The following is a 14863-nucleotide window of genomic DNA, read 5'->3' as shown; positions in this document are numbered from 1 at the left end:
GCAGATGTTACTTGTCCGGCACGGCATCCGAAGCTCACCGCCGGGTGATAGCAGCCGGTGAGCTCGATGGTGTCCGATACTGTGACGCCGTGGCTGAATTGGTGAGCACCCCGCAGGTCGTCATCGATGACGACGAGATCTTCACCGCGCACGAGGGCGGCAAACTCTCGGTGGAACTGAAATCGCCGCTGGACACACAGCGGGCCCTGTCGATCGCCTACACCCCCGGTGTCGCGCAGGTCAGCCGGGCGATCGCGAAGGACCCGGCGCTGGCGGCCAAGTACACGTGGGCAAACCGGCTGGTCGCCGTCGTCAGCGACGGCAGCGCCGTCCTCGGGCTCGGCGACATCGGCGCGGCCGCCTCACTGCCGGTCATGGAGGGTAAGAGCGCCCTGTTCAAGACCTTCGGCGGCCTCGACTCCATCCCGATCGTGTTGGACACCAACGATCCCGACGAGATCGTCGAGACCCTCGTACGGCTGCGGCCGACCTTCGGTGCGGTCAACCTCGAGGACATCTCGGCGCCGCGCTGCTTCGAGATCGAACGCCGCGTCATCGAGGCGCTGGACTGCCCGGTCATGCACGACGATCAACACGGCACCGCGATCGTCGTGCTCGCCGCGCTGATGGGGGCGGCCAACGTCCTCGACCGCGACATGACCGGGCTGCGGGTCGTCATCTCCGGTGCCGGCGCCGCGGGCGTCGCCTGCGCGAACATCCTGCTGGCCGCGGGCATCGCCGACGTCACTGTGCTCGACAGCAAGGGCATCGTGCACAGCGGCCGCGACGATCTGAACCCGTTCAAAACCGAACTCGCCGGGCGCACCAATCCGGCCGGCCGCACCGGCGGGGTGGCCGAGGCGCTCGACGGCGCTGACATGTTCCTCGGCCTGTCGGCCGGTGTGGTGGCCGAGGAGTTGATCGCGACCATGGCGCCCGGCGGCATCGTGTTCGCATTGAGCAACCCCGACCCCGAGATCCACCCCGACCTCGCGCGCAAGTACGCCGCCGTCGTGGCGACCGGCCGCAGCGACTTCCCGAACCAGATCAACAACGTGCTGGCCTTCCCCGGCGTGTTCCGCGGGGCGCTCGACGCGGGCGCGCGGCGCATCACCGAACGGATGAAGGTGGCCGCGGCCGAGGCGATCTTCTCCGTCGTCGGCGACGATCTCGCCGTCGACCACATCGTGCCCAGCGCGCTGGACCCGCGGGTCGCCCCTGCGGTGGCCGCGGCGGTCGGTGCGGCGTCCGACGCCGGCTGAGACCGGGTCCCGTGGTGCGTCGACTGCTGATCGTGCTGTGCGCGGTGCTGCTGACCGCGTGCGGGAGTCCGCAGCCGGGACCGCAGCTGACGATCGGTGCGGCGAAGGACGACGCCTCGCTGGTCACCGCGCACGTGTACGCCGCCGCGCTGCGTCATTACGGCACCGGCGCCCGGGTGGAGCCGACCGAAGATCCGCTCACCGCGCTCGACGCCGGGGACGTCGCGGTGGTGCCGGGACTGACCGGGCAGCTGCTGCGGCGGTTCGAACCCGACGCGTCCGCGCGCGCCGACGAACAGGTGTACCGCGACCTGCTCTCCGCGCTGCCGGAGGGGGTGGCCGCGGGCGACTACACCACCGCCGCGGAGGACGAGCCCGCGCTGGCGGTCACCGAGTCCACCGCCGACCGTCTCGGCGCACAGGACCTCACCTCGGTGGTGCGCCGATGCGGTGAGGTGCGCACCGGCCGGGTGCGGGGGACTGCCGTGCCCACCGTGCTGGGGACCTGCCGGTTGCGTCCGCCGCGCGAATTCCCCGATGCGGCAGCCCTTTTCGAGGCCACCAAGTCGGGTGAGGTCGACGCCGCGTGGACGACGAGCGCGACACCGGGCATCCCGACCGACTTGGTGGTCCTGGCCGACAGCACCTCGCTGGTGCGCGCGGAGAACATCGTCCCGCTCTACCGGCGCAACACCCTCGCCGAATCACAGGTGCTCGCGCTCAACGAGGTCGCGGGCGTACTCGACACCGCGGCACTCGCCGAGATGCGCGAACGGGTCCGCGACGGGGACGACCCCGCGGTGGTGGCCGGCGAGTGGCTGGCGGAGCACCCGCTGCGCGATTAGTGCGGGCGGGGCAGCAGCTTGCCGGTCACCGACGAGAACAGCCGCTGGTAGTGCGGTCCGACGATCCGGATCACCGCATCGAGCACCTTGGCGTCGTTGCCGATCAGCACGCGGGCCCTGTTCTTGCGGACCCCGTCGAGGATGACCTTGGCCGCCGTCTCGGGCGAGGTGTTGGCGAGCTTCTTGTCGAAGAGTTTCGCCAGCTCCTGCGGGTCGAGTCCCTCGGCGGCGGTCGCGTTGCGCGCGATCGCGGTCTTGATCCCGCCGGGGTGCACCGTGGTCACCTTCACCGGATGCCCCGCGGCCCGCATCTCCTGGTTCAGCGCCTCGGTGAAGCCGCGCACCGCGAACTTCGCGGCGTTGTATGCGCCCTGGCCGGGCACCGAGAACAGCCCGAACACGCTGGAGACGTTGACGACGTGTCCGTCCCCGGAGGCGATCAGGTGCGGCAGGAACGCCTTGGTCCCGTTGACCACACCCCAGAAGTCGACGTCCATCACCCGTTCGATGTCCTTGAACTGGCTGATCTCGATGTCGCCGGTGAACGCGATGCCCGCGTTGTTGTAGATCTGGTTGACCTTGCCGAAGCGTTCTGCGACCTCGTCGGCGTAGAGCAGGAACGCCTCGCGTTCGGTGACGTCGAGCCGGTCCGCCTTCACCGCGGCGCCGATCTCCTTGATGCGCCGCTCGGTCTCGGCGAGCCCCTCGGTGTTGACGTCGCTGATCGCGACGCTGGCCCCGGACCGGGCCAGCTCGATGGCCAGCGCCTGCCCGATACCCGATCCGGCGCCGGTCACGACCGCGACCTTTCCGGCGAAGCCCTGCATACGCACACTCCTCGTGTCGGTTGCCTCGCGTCGAGATTAGCCGGTACTCGCGGTACCGGTGGGGGTGGGGTAACGCTGCGTGACCGTACGGCGATGGTCCTGTCATGAAGCGCTTCTCCCGCGCGGCCGTCGCGTCGCTCGCCGTGTCCGGCACCATCGCCTCCGCCATGACACTGGGAACCGGATCGGCCAGTGCCGATACGGCCACCGATCTCTTCCTGTCCGCCCTCGCCGGTTCCGGCGTCACGGGCGTCGACACCGCCACCGCCGTGCGGGTCGGCCAGTCGGTCTGCCCGATGCTCGCCGAACCCGGGCAGAACGTCGCCAACGTCGCCGCCGACGTCTCGAACATGATCGGCCGTCCGCTCGGCCCGGCCACCATGTTCACCGGCCTGGCGATCCAGATGTTCTGCCCCGGCGCGGTCGCCGCGCTGGCCTACGGCAACTCGCCGCTGCCCATCCCGGGCCTGTAACGAGCCGCTCGAAACGAAACCGCCGCGAGAATCCGTTCAGGATTCCCGCGGCGGTTTCGTGTTCGGGCGAGGGTTACGGGGCGAACGCCTCGTCGAGGATCTCCTGCTGCTCGACGGCGTGCACCTTCGAGGACCCCGACGACGGCGCCGACATGGCGCGCCGGGAGATCCGCTTGATGCCGGTGAAGTAGTCCGGCAGCATCTCGGGCAGGGTCAGCCCGAAGGTCGGCCACGCACCCTGGTTGGCCGGCTCCTCCTGCACCCAGAACTTCTCCTCGACGTTCGGGTACTTGTCCAGCGTTTCGGCCAGCCGACGCTTGGGCAGCGGGGCGAGCTGCTCGATCCGCACGATCGCGATGTCGTCGCGGCTCTCCTTGTTCTTCCGCGCGACCAGTTCGTAGTAGATCTTGCCGCTGGTCAGCAGGACCCGCTTGACCTTCTCGCGGTCGCCGTCACCGTCGGTGTACGTCGGCTCCTCGAGCACCGAGCGGAACTTCTGCTCGGTGAAGTCGCGGATGTCGGACACCGCGGCCTTGTTGCGCAGCATCGACTTCGGCGTGAACACGATCAGCGGCCGTTGGATCCCGTCGAGACCGTGCCTGCGCAGCAGGTGGAAGTAGTTCGCCGGCGTCGACGGCATCGCGATCGTCATCGAGCCCTCGGCCCACAGCTGCAGGAACCGCTCGATTCGGCCGGAGGTGTGGTCGGGACCCTGGCCCTCGTGGCCGTGCGGCAGCAGCAGCACCACGTCGGAGAGCTGACCCCACTTGGCCTCACCGGAACTGATGAACTCGTCGATGATGGACTGCGCGCCGTTGATGAAGTCGCCGAACTGCGCCTCCCACAACACCATCGCGTCGGGGTTGCCGACCGAGTAGCCGTATTCGAAGCCCACCGCGGCGAACTCCGACAGCGGCGAGTCGTACACCAGGAACTTGCCGCCCGTCGGGTTACCGTCGGCGTCGGTCGCCAGCAGCTGCAGCGGGGTGAACTCCTGACCGGTCTTGCGGTCGATCACCACCGAATGCCGCTGGGTGAACGTGCCGCGGCGGGTGTCCTGACCGCTCAACCGGACCAGCTTGCCCTCGGAGATCATCGTCCCCAGCGCGAGCAGTTCGGCGAACGCCCAGTCGACCTTGCCCTCATAGGCCATCTCGCGGCGCTTCTCGAGCACCGGCTTGACGCGCGGGTGCACGGTGAAGCCCTCCGGCACCGCCAGGTGGGCGTCGCCGATGCGGGCCAGCAGCGACTTGTCCACCGCGGTGGCCAGTTTCGTCGGGATCTGCTGATCGGCCTCCACCGACTCACTCGGCGCGATGTCGTGCTTCTCGAGGTCGCGGACCTCGTTGAACACCCGCTCGAGCTGGCCCTGGTAGTCGCGCAGCGCGTCCTCGGCCTCTTTCATGGAGATGTCGCCGCGGCCGATCAGCGCTTCGGTGTAGCTCTTGCGGACCCCGCGCTTGGTGTCGATCACGTCGTACATCGACGGCTGCGTCATCGACGGGTCGTCGCCCTCGTTGTGCCCGCGCCGGCGGTAGCACAGCATGTCGATGACGACGTCCTTCTTGAACTTCTGCCGGAAGTCGACGGCCAGCTTGGCCACCCACACCGCGGCCTCGGGATCGTCGCCGTTGACGTGGAAGATCGGCGCACCGATCATCTTCGCCACGTCGGTGCAGTACTCCGACGACTTCGCCGCCGACGGCGAGGTGGTGAAACCGATCTGGTTGTTGACGATGATGTGGATGGTGCCGCCGGTGCGGTACCCGCGCAGCAGCGCCAGGTTCAGCGTCTCGGCGACCACACCCTGCCCGGCGAACGCGGCGTCACCGTGCAGCATCAGCGGTACGACCGTGTAGCCGTCCTCGCTGTCACCCTTGTCGAGCAGATCCTGTTTGGCGCGGACCAGACCCTCCATCACCGGGTCGACGGCCTCGAGGTGGCTCGGGTTCGCGGTCAGCGACACCGTGATGTCGTTGTCGCCGAACATCTGCAGGTAGGTGCCGCTGGAGCCGAGGTGGTACTTCACGTCACCCGACCCGTGCGCCTGCGACGGATTGAGGTTGCCCTCGAACTCGCTGAAGATCTGGCTGTAGGGCTTGCCGACGATGTTGGCCAGCACGTTGAGTCGCCCGCGGTGGGGCATACCGATGACGACCTCGTCGAGCCCGTGCTCGGCGCACTGGTCGATCACCGCGTCCATCGTCGGGATGACGGTCTCGGCGCCCTCGAGCGAGAAGCGCTTCTGCCCAACGTATTTCGTCTGCAGGAACGTCTCGAAGGCCTCGGCGGCGTTGAGCCGGCTCAGGATGTACTTCTGCTGCGCGACCGTCGGCTTCTCGTGTTTGCCCTCGATGCGCTCCTGCAGCCACTGCTGCTGTTCGGGTTCGAGGATGTGGGTGTACTCCACGCCGATGTGACGGCAGTACGCGTCCCGCAGGACGGCCAGCACGTCGCGCAGTTTCTTGCGCTCCGCACCGGCGAACCCGTTGACCTTGAACTCGCGGTCCAGATCCCACAGCGTCAGGCCGTGGGTGTTGACGTCGAGGTCGGGGTGGCTGCGGAACCGGTCCTTGTCGAGGCGCAGCGGATCGATGTCGGCCATCAGGTGACCGCGGTTGCGGTACGCCGCGATCAGCTCGATGACGCGGGCGTTCTTGTCCTCGATCGAATCCGGGTTGTCGGTGCGCCAGCGGACCGGCTCGTACGGGATGCCCAGCTCACGGAAGATCTCGTCGAAGAAATCGTCGTCGAGCAGCAGCTGGTGCACGGTCCGCAGGAAGTCGCCGGACTCCGCACCCTGGATGATGCGGTGGTCGTAGGTCGACGTCAGCGTGATCAGCTTGCCGATGCCGAGGTCGGCGATGCGCTCCTCGCTCGCACCCTGGAACTCGGCGGGGTACTCCATCGCACCGACACCGATGATCGCCCCCTGCCCGCGCATCAGCCGCGGCACCGAGTGCACGGTGCCGATCGTGCCGGGGTTGGTCAGCGAGATCGTCACCCCCGAGAAGTCCTCGGCGGTGAGCTTGCCGTCGCGGGCGCGCCGGACGATGTCCTCGTAGGCGGCGATGAACTGCCCGAACCCGAGGGTGTCGGACTTCTTGATCGCCGCGACGACGAGCTGACGGTTCCCGTCCTTACCGGGCAGGTCGATCGCCAGGCCGAGATTGGTGTGCGCGGGGGTGACGGCGTTCGGCTTCCCGTCCACCTCGGCGAAGTGCCGGTTCATGTTCGGGAACTTCTTGACCGCCTGCACGATCGCGTACCCGATGAGGTGGGTGAAGCTGATCTTGCCGCCACGGGTGCGCTTGAGGTGGTTGTTGATGACGACGCGGTTGTCGATCATCAGCTTGGCCGGGATCGCGCGCACGCTGGTCGCCGTCGGCACCTCGAGCGAGGCGGCCATGTTCTTGGCGACGGCCGCGGCCGCCCCGCGCAGGACCTGGTTCTGATCGCTGTCGTCCGATGACGACGCCGATGCGGCGGCCGGTTTGGCGGTGCCGTTGCTGGAGGATGTGCTCGACTTGCTCGCCGGCTTCTCGGCGGGCTTGGTCTTCGACTCGGCCGGCTTGGTGCTCTTCGTGTCCTTGGAGCTCTTGGTGTCTCGCGCCTTGTTCTCCTGCGCCTTGGGTGCGGGGGCGGGCGCGGGCTCCGGGGGAGCCTTCGGCTCCGCGGTGGCGGTGCGCGTCTGCTGCCCGTTACCGCTCGCGCTGGAGTCGGCCGTCGGTTCCGGGTTGTAGTCGACGAGGAACTCGTGCCAACTGGGGTCTACCGACGAGGGATCCTCGCGAAACTTGCGATACATCTCCTCGACCAACCATTCGTTCTGGCCGAATGGTGAAGGTGAACTGCTCACGGCAGCTACTCGCCTCGATTCCGTCATCTCAGGCGAGCATGGCAAGGATGCTCGCCGCTCATGTTCTGTTCTGCGGTTACCCGCCTTCCGCGCCGCCTAAAGGCTAACGCTCCGGCAGATGCCGGACCACGGCAACGCCCCCTTGTCACGTTTGGGTTGCAATGGTCAGGATTCGGGCTGCACGGACGGCAGCACGTGCAGCGTCGCCGGCCAGCGGGCCGGCGGTGTGCCGAACGCCGCCCTGGCGTTCTCGATGATGCGTTTGCCCATCATCCGGTTCCCGATTCCGCCGACGACGGCGCCGATGCCGACGGGCAGGACTTTGCCGAACGCCAGCGCCCCACGCTTGAGCGTGTAGCGCTTGACGAAGTACTTCAACAGACGCGAATTCAATTGAGACACCGCGGGAAGCGGCAGCGTCGCCGCGCCCTCGCTGATCCACGCCCCGCCGGTGCGCCCCCGGCCGAGCAGATCGGCGATCGCCCGGTTGCTGTCCTCACCGACGAGCACCGAGAGCACCAGCGCGCGGCGCCGCTCGCGTTCCTGCGCCGGGATGCCGTGCACCTCCGCGACAGCCAGCACGAACAGCGACGTCGCCTCCATGAACACCACCGTCTCGCCTGCCACCGCCGACATCGCGGCGATGGTGCCGATCCCCGGCAGCGCGGCCGTCGAGCCGACGGCGGCTCCGCTGGCCAGCACCGCGGCCATGTAGTGCTTCTCGAGTTTGGCGATCACCTCGGCCGGTGAGGCGTCGCGGTCGCCTGCGCGGACGCGGTCCACGTAGGCCTTCACGGCAGGGGCCTGCACCCGGGAACTGCGTTCGATGATCTGCGACAGCACTTTGGCCGCCGCGCCCGGCTTGTCGTCGTTGGCGTCGCCGGCGAGTTCTGATTGTTTCTTGCGGTTCGATCGAGCGCTCATGCGAGGCCTCCCTTACCCGTGGCGCCTGTCCAGGCTAACGCGACGTCAACGAACGACGACCGGCGCGGGTGCCCGGGCCGTGACTGCGGTCACTGTTCGCCGGAAGGGGAAGAAAAAATGCCCAAGACTCGCTGTTCCTGGCCATGGCAACATCTCCGCACGTGGACGAGACCCGGACCCTCCCGCCCAGCCGCGTGCGGATGATCGTCGTACTCGGCGCCTTGGTGGCGCTCGGGCCCCTGACCATCGACATGTACCTGCCCGCGTTGCCCAAGATCGGTGACGAACTCGGGGTCTCCTCGTCGGTGGCGCAGCTGACGCTCACCGGCACCCTCGCCGGGCTCGCGCTCGGTCAGCTGATCGTCGGGCCGCTGTCGGACTCCCTCGGCAGGCGCAGACCGCTGATGGCCGGGATCGTGCTGCACATGCTGGCGTCGCTGGTGTGCATGTTCGCGCCGAACATCATGGTGCTCGGCCTCGCGCGCAGCCTGCAGGGTGTGGGCGCCGCCGCGGCGACCGTGGTGGCGATCGCCGTCGTCGGCGACCTGTTCTCCGGGAACACCGCGGCGACGGTGATGTCGCGGCTGATGCTGGTGCTCGGGGTGGCCCCGGTGCTGGCGCCCTCGCTGGGCGCGGCGGTGCTGCTCCAGGCGTCGTGGCACTGGGTGTTCGCCGCACTCGTCGTCCTGGCGGGCGGTCTGCTGCTGATGGGCGTGCTGGCGCTGCCCGAGACGCTGCCGGAGGCGCACCGGCGTCCGTTGCGGGTGCGCGGGATCGCGGCCACCTACGTCTCGCTGGTCCGGGATCCGCGGTTCGTGGTGCTGGTGCTGGTCGCCGCGCTGGGGATGTCCGGACTGTTCGCCTACGTCGCCGGTGCGGCGTTCGTGCTGCAGGGCGGCTACGGGCTCGACCAGCAGACGTTCGCGTTGGTCTTCGGTGCCGGTGCTATCGCGCTGATCGGCACCACGCAGTTCAACGTCGTGCTGCTGCGGTGGTTCAGCCCGCAGAAGATCATGGTGTGGGCACTCGCCGCGGCGTCGCTGTTCGGTGTCGTCTTCGTCGGTCTCGCGGCAGGTGAGGTGGGCGGACTGCCCGCGTTCCTGGTCTCGGTGTGGGCGATCCTGGCCGCGATGGGCCTGGTCCTGCCGAACGCACCCGCGGTTGCGCTCTCGCGGCACAACGAGGCCGCAGGTACGGCCGCGGCCCTGCTGGGGGCGGCGCAGTTCGGGCTCGGCGCCGCGGTGGCCCCGGTGGTCGGCGTGCTCGGCAATGACGAGTTCGCGCTCGCTCTGGTGATGACGGTCGGCACCGTGATCGCGCTGGTCGCGTTGATGGCGGTCGGTGTGCGCGGCGACGACAACACCGAACTGGCCGACGACGCCGTAGCCGAAGCCGTCCTCGCCGAAACCGCCTGAGAGCTCCGCCACCTGTCGATGCGTTTCGGCGGCGGCCGGGTACGTTGCGTCAGGATCTTCTGATTGGCGGGTCGACTCGAGATGTTCTCCACCACTTCCGCAGCCGCAGGGCGGAGCCGTACCGGTGCGCCGGACGGCAATCCGTGGCACGCGCTGTGGGCCATGATGGTCGGCTTCTTCATGATCCTGGTGGACGCCACGATCGTGGCGGTCGCCAACCCGGTGATCATGGACGAGCTGGACGCCGACTACGACGCCGTGCTGTGGGTGACCAGCGCCTACCTGCTGGCGTACGCGGTGCCGCTGCTGGTGGCCGGCCGGCTCGGTGACCGGTTCGGTCCCAAGAACCTCTACCTGCTCGGCCTGGCCGTGTTCACCGTCGCCTCGCTGTGGTGCGGGTTGAGCGGGTCGATCGACATGCTGATCGCCGCCCGGCTGCTCCAGGGCATCGGCGCGGCACTGCTGACACCGCAGACGCTGTCCACGATCACCCGGATCTTCCCGCCCGACCACCGCGGCGTCGCGATGAGCGTGTGGGGGGCGACGGCCGGGGTCGCGACGCTGGTGGGCCCGCTGGCCGGCGGTGTGTTGGTGGACCACCTCGGCTGGCAGTGGATCTTCATCGTGAACGTGCCGATCGGCCTGGTCGGGCTGGCCCTGGCGTTCTGGCGGGTGCCGTCGCTGCCGACGACGTCGCACCGGTTCGACCTGCTCGGGGTGGCGCTGTCGGGTGCGGGCATGTTCGCGGTGGTGTTCGGGCTGCAGGAGGGGCAGGCCCACGACTGGCAGCCGTGGATCTGGCTGGTGATCGTGGCGGGTATCGCGGTGATGGTCGGGTTCGTCTACTGGCAGTCGGTCAACCCGCACGAACCGCTGATCCCGTTGCAGATCTTCCGCGACCGCAACTTCTCCCTGTCCAGCTTCGGGGTGGCGACCATCGGCTTTGTCGTGACCGGGATGATCGTGCCCGCGATGTTCTACGCGCAGGCCGTGTGCGGGCTGTCGCCCACCGAATCGGCGCTGCTGACCGCGCCGATGGCGATCGCAAGCGGGGTGCTGGCGCCGATGGTGGGGCGCATCGTCGACCGCGCCCACCCGCGGCCGATCGTCGGGTTCGGGTTCTCGGCGCTGGCGATCGCGCTGACCTGGCTGTCGATCGAGATGACCCCGCAGACCCCGATCTGGCGGCTGGTGCTGCCGTTCCTCGTGATGGGGATCGGGATGGCGTTCATCTGGTCGCCGCTGGCGGCCACCGCGACAAGGAACCTGGCGCGCGACTACGCCGGTGCCGGGTCGGGGGTCTACAACGCGACGCGGCAGGTCGGCTCGGTGCTGGGCAGCGCGAGCATGGCGGCGTTCATGACGTCGCGGATCAGCGCGGAGATGCCGTCGGGCGGGGCGGCGCCGCAGGGCGAAGGCGCCGCGGTGTCGGCGCTGCCGGAGTTCCTGCAGGCGCCGTTCGCCTCGGCGATGTCGCAGTCGCTGCTGCTGTCGGCGTTCGTCGCGCTCATCGGCGTGGTGGGCGCGATCTTCCTGCGCGAGATGGGGGAGGGCGCGCCGGAGCCCGCCGCGCCGGCACGTCCCGCACCGAGCGACGACTCTGTCGACGACTCCTTTGATGATGACGACGAGTACCTCGAGTACGTCGTCACCCGTGACGGTCTGGAGTTCGCCGACCTGGTGTCACCGCATCCCGATGTCGGTGCCGACGAGAGCGTCACCCAGCCACTCGCCACGCGCCGCCGACCCGCGGCGGCGCCCGACGACGATCCGTGGCGCCGCGTCCTCGACGAACTGCTGCCCGAGGCACCGCCGTCGGGTCGGCACTCCCGCGGCGACTAGGGCATCGTCAGCGACAGGAACGCGCCGAGTTCGACCAGCCCCTTCGGCGTCGACGGCAGGTACTCGGTGAGCGCCTGCGACCGCACGATCACCGCCGCGTACTTCGCCCGGCTGATCGCCACGTTGAGCCGATTCCTGTTGAGCAGGAACGAGATTCCACGCGGCACGTCGTCGATCGAGCTGGCCACCATCGAGATGAACACCACCGGCGCCTGCTGACCCTGGAATTTGTCGACGGTGCCCACGCGCACTGCGCTCAGCCCGACCGCGTCGAACCGCTGCCGCAGCAACACGACCTGCGCGTTGTACGGCGTCACCACCATCACATCGTCCTCGGTGAGCGGGCGGGTGCCGTCCTCGTCGGTCCACATCGCGCCAAGCAGCGACCGGGCCCGCGCGACGATCGCGTCGGCCTCCTCCGGGCTCTCGGTCGCGTTGCCGTCGTGCGGCACCGTCACCTCGTGCACCCCGGGTGCCCAGCCCTCGAGCGTGCGCGCCGCGGTCACGGCGTCGAACGACTGCAGCCTGCCGTCATACGACAGCCGCGACACCGCCGCGCACACCGCGGGATGCATCCGGTAGGACAGGTCGAGGAAGTAGCCGCGTTCGGCGGGCAGCGTGTGCGCACCGTCGACCAGCCAGCCCAGCGCCGAGGCGTCGACCGGTTCAGGGTGGGTGCCCTGACTGACCTGCGGCAGCTGTTGCGGATCGCCGAGCAGTAGCAGGTTCGCCGCCGCGGGCGCCACCGCGATCGTGTTGGCCAGGCAGAACTGCCCGGCCTCCTCGATGACGAGCAGGTCCAGGCTGCCGCGCGGAATCCGGTTGTCGTTGGCGAAATCCCACGCCGTCCCGCCGACCACACACCCCGCGTGGTCGGCCACGAAGGCGGGGAAGGCGGCCTCGTCGAGCACCGTCCAGCACGCGTCGTCGCCGTGCCCCCGCTTCTTCGCGACCCGCTCGGCGTCCACGCCGGCGGCGATCACCCCGCGGAACAGGTTCTCCACCACCGCGTGGGACTGCGCCACCACCCCGATCCGCCAGCGGTGGGTGTTGACCAGCGCGGCAATGACTCTCGCGGCGGTGTGCGTCTTCCCGGTGCCGGGCGGCCCGTGCACCGCGAGATACGACGAGTCCAGGTCGAGCAGGGCAGCGGTGATCGTCGCGGGCATGTCCGGGCCGCCGGGAAGTGGTGCGCCACTCCGGGTTCGGGGTGGGCGGCGCACCAGGATGTCGGTGACGGCGCTGGCCGGTAGCCGCGGCAGGCTCCCGACGACCTCGGCGGCGGTCGCCTCGATGGAGTCGCGCAGCGCGGTGGTGCGGATCGGCGGACCCGGGGTCAGCGCGAACGGCAGCTGGTCGAACTCTTCGCCGTCGCGGGGGGTGCGCTCGACGATCACCACCTCGGTGGGCGCGTCGGCGGCATCGCATTCGACGACTTTGACGCTGCCCGCCGCGCGGCGGTCCGGGTCGTCGGTCAGGCCCGCGGGCGCGGGCGGCGCGTAGAGCGCGTACATCTCCTTGCCCAGCGCACCGGCGGCCATCGCACCGGTCAACCGCACCCGGCGCTGCGGTTTGCGGGCGCGAGGCGGTGTGTGCCAATTGGTTTCGACTCGGGCTCCGCCGTCGTCGACGAGGAACACGTCGGTGCTGTCGGCCCATTCATCGACGGGGTTGTTGAGCCGGTCGAAGTGCGACCACCAGAACGGTTTGTCCTCCCGCCGGTGATACCCACGGGCGGCGGCGATCATCGCGACCGCCGTCTGCTCCGGGGTGCGGCCCTCCAACTCGTCGCCGGCGTAGCGGCACAGCGCGCGGTCGGTGGCGTCGACGGGCTCGGGTTCGGCGTCGTCGCGGACCACCGGCTGTGGACCCCTGGGCGGCACCGCACAGTCGATGGCCCGGCACACCAACCAGTCCCGCAGCTTGCGCGTCGACGTGCAGTCGTACCGGTTGTAGTCCTCGATCTCCTTGAGGACCCCGGCGGCCTCCTCCTCGCGTCTGGCGGCGCGCAGGTCGCAGTACTCGGCGTACTGGGTGATCGACGCGGCCGCGGTGGTCACGTCGCCGGTGCGCAGCTGCCCGCCCATGTACAGCGGTTCGAGCGATTTGAGGCTGTAGTTCTCGGTGCCGATGCGGAAACTCTTGCGCACCAACGGATACAGGTCGACCAGCACACCGCTGCGCAGCAGGTCGTCGACCGCCTCCTCGCCGACGCCGTACCGCCCGGCCAGGCGCAGCAGCGCGGTCTTCTCGTACGCGGCGTAGTGGTAGACGTGCATGTTGGGATGGCGTTTGCGCCGCTTGCGCACCAGCTCGAGGAAGTCCTCGAGCGCCTGACGTTCCTGCGGCCGGTCGTGCGCCCAGAGCGGATGGAATCCGTCGGCGGTGTCGAGCACCCCGAACAGGTACTCCAGCCCCCATTCCTGACCGTCGTCGGTCCACAACGGGTCGCCCTCGAAGTCGAAGAACAGATCGCCCTTGTCGGGTTCGGGCAGCAGCATCAGCGGCTGAGGGTCGGCGACCTCGTACGGCGGCTTCCCGTCCTCGCGCGGGGCGATCTGCAGCCGGGCTTGCGAGCTCAGCGCCGCCACGGTGCGCGTCGCCAATTCCGGTACCGGACCGCGGTGTTCGGCGAGTTCGGCCACCGTGGTGATACCTGCGTCGAGGAACCGGGCCCGCTGGCTGACCCGCATCCCCGCCACCAGTAGCAGATCGTCCTGGTCGCGCACCTCGACGCTGCACTCGGGGCAGCGGAAGCACGCACGCACCTCGGTGTCCTCCCACCGCACCGGAACCCCGCCGGCGAGATGATCGTCGAGCACGCGCTGCAGCGCCTCGCGCCGCGGCCGGTACACCATCAGCAGTTCGGGCAGCGCGTAACGGGCCGTCGCGCCGTCGCCGAGCACGAGTTCGACCTCGTCGGCGACGGGCACTCCGGCGGCGGTGAGCGCCTCGGCGTAGGCAGCCAGCTGCAGCAGCGCCTCCACCTTCACCGAGCGGGCGAGTTTGGTGTCGCGCAGCACGTAGCGGTCACCGGTCAGGATCAGGAAGTCGGCGAACCCGGCGAAGCGGCCGTCGAACATCGCCGCCTGGTAGATGACGGGTGCGCGCCGGGCGACCGCGCGGGCGGTGGCGTCGGCGGCCGCGGTGAGCCCGGCGACGGTGTAGGGCGGCCTGCCGATGACGGTGATGTTGTCGTCGGTGTCGGTGCGCAGCGCGTCGAGGTGGCGGTGTTCGTGGTCGTCACCGAGGGTCGCGGTGCGCTCGAGCATGTCGTCGGCGGGGGCCACCGGCGGACCCCAGCCCAGCTTGGCGTCGAACGCCCGCAACAGCGCGTACTCGCAGCGGGCCGCCGCCGCGAGATCCGAAGCGCTGTAGATGACGCCGTCGTCGGTGACGAACACGCCCGCCACTGT

9 protein-coding genes are annotated in these 14863 nt (G+C 69.4%); 5 read left to right on the top strand and 4 right to left on the bottom strand.

The window, feature by feature from the left end:
• Positions 1-89: 89 nt before the first annotated feature.
• Both AU194_RS17970 and AU194_RS17965 read left to right on the top strand, forming a co-directional pair.
• Positions 90-1262: an NADP-dependent malic enzyme gene (locus tag AU194_RS17970; protein ID WP_059090607.1), complete on the top strand. Its 1173-nt coding sequence runs from the start codon at positions 90-92 to the stop codon at positions 1260-1262.
• A 14-nt stretch (positions 1263-1276) separates the two neighbouring features.
• Positions 1277-2107, top strand: coding sequence for a glycine betaine ABC transporter substrate-binding protein (locus AU194_RS17965; protein ID WP_059090651.1), 831 nt, complete (start codon positions 1277-1279; stop codon positions 2105-2107).
• On the opposite strand, the gene AU194_RS17960 is transcribed toward AU194_RS17965, so the two are convergent.
• Entirely contained in the window at positions 2104-2934 is an 831-nt protein-coding gene (locus AU194_RS17960) for an SDR family oxidoreductase (RefSeq protein WP_059090606.1), read from the bottom strand. The two genes, AU194_RS17965 and AU194_RS17960, sit on opposite strands and share 4 nt — an antisense overlap.
• Before the next feature lie 104 nt (positions 2935-3038).
• On the opposite strand from AU194_RS17960, the gene AU194_RS17955 reads away from it, so the two are divergent.
• Positions 3039-3407, top strand: a complete 369-nt coding sequence (locus AU194_RS17955) for a DUF732 domain-containing protein (RefSeq protein ID WP_059090605.1) — start codon at positions 3039-3041, stop codon at positions 3405-3407.
• Positions 3408-3480: 73 nt separating this feature from the next.
• Here AU194_RS17955 and AU194_RS17950 read toward each other — a convergent pair whose 3' ends face one another.
• Both AU194_RS17950 and AU194_RS17945 read right to left on the bottom strand, forming a co-directional pair.
• Positions 3481-7266, bottom strand: a complete 3786-nt coding sequence (locus AU194_RS17950; RefSeq protein WP_059090604.1) for a multifunctional oxoglutarate decarboxylase/oxoglutarate dehydrogenase thiamine pyrophosphate-binding subunit/dihydrolipoyllysine-residue succinyltransferase subunit — start codon at positions 7264-7266, stop codon at positions 3481-3483.
• Positions 7267-7431: 165 nt separating this feature from the next.
• Entirely contained in the window at positions 7432-8190 is a 759-nt protein-coding gene (locus AU194_RS17945; RefSeq protein ID WP_059090603.1) for a hypothetical protein, read from the bottom strand.
• Positions 8191-8333: 143 nt separating this feature from the next.
• Here AU194_RS17945 and AU194_RS17940 point away from each other — a divergent pair, with 143 nt between their 5' ends.
• Together AU194_RS17940 and AU194_RS17935 are read left to right on the top strand one after the other, a co-directional pair.
• The gene (locus AU194_RS17940; RefSeq protein ID WP_059090602.1) at positions 8334-9605 is read left to right on the top strand and encodes a multidrug effflux MFS transporter; all 1272 of its coding nucleotides are present in this window, start codon (positions 8334-8336) and stop codon (positions 9603-9605) included.
• A gap of 81 nt (positions 9606-9686) precedes the next feature.
• Positions 9687-11447, top strand: a complete 1761-nt coding sequence (locus AU194_RS17935) for an MFS transporter (RefSeq protein ID WP_059090601.1) — start codon at positions 9687-9689, stop codon at positions 11445-11447.
• Here AU194_RS17935 and AU194_RS17930 read toward each other — a convergent pair.
• Positions 11444-14851: a TM0106 family RecB-like putative nuclease gene (locus AU194_RS17930; RefSeq protein ID WP_059090650.1), complete on the bottom strand. Its 3408-nt coding sequence runs from the start codon at positions 14849-14851 to the stop codon at positions 11444-11446. The two genes, AU194_RS17935 and AU194_RS17930, sit on opposite strands and share 4 nt — an antisense overlap.
• Positions 14852-14863 lie beyond the last annotated feature (12 nt).

The sequence above is a fragment of the Mycobacterium sp. GA-2829 genome, from assembly GCF_001499965.1.
Lineage (GTDB): Bacteria > Actinomycetota > Actinomycetes > Mycobacteriales > Mycobacteriaceae > Mycobacterium.
The sequence above is the reverse complement of the archived record's forward strand: the minus strand, read 5'-3'. Positions and strand labels throughout refer to the sequence as shown.

What these genes read in the sequence shown, in the direction of transcription:
- AU194_RS17960 (WP_059090606.1), bottom strand. Translation starts at nt 2,934, where the DNA reads ATGCAGGGCTTCGCCGGAAAGGTCGCGGTCGTGACCGGCGCCGGATCG.
- AU194_RS17955 (WP_059090605.1), top strand. Translation starts at nt 3,039, where the DNA reads ATGAAGCGCTTCTCCCGCGCGGCCGTCGCGTCGCTCGCCGTGTCCGGC.
- AU194_RS17945 (WP_059090603.1), bottom strand. Translation starts at nt 8,190, where the DNA reads ATGAGCGCTCGATCGAACCGCAAGAAACAATCAGAACTCGCCGGCGAC.
- AU194_RS17940 (WP_059090602.1), top strand. Translation starts at nt 8,334, where the DNA reads ATGGCAACATCTCCGCACGTGGACGAGACCCGGACCCTCCCGCCCAGC.
- AU194_RS17935 (WP_059090601.1), top strand. Translation starts at nt 9,687, where the DNA reads ATGTTCTCCACCACTTCCGCAGCCGCAGGGCGGAGCCGTACCGGTGCG.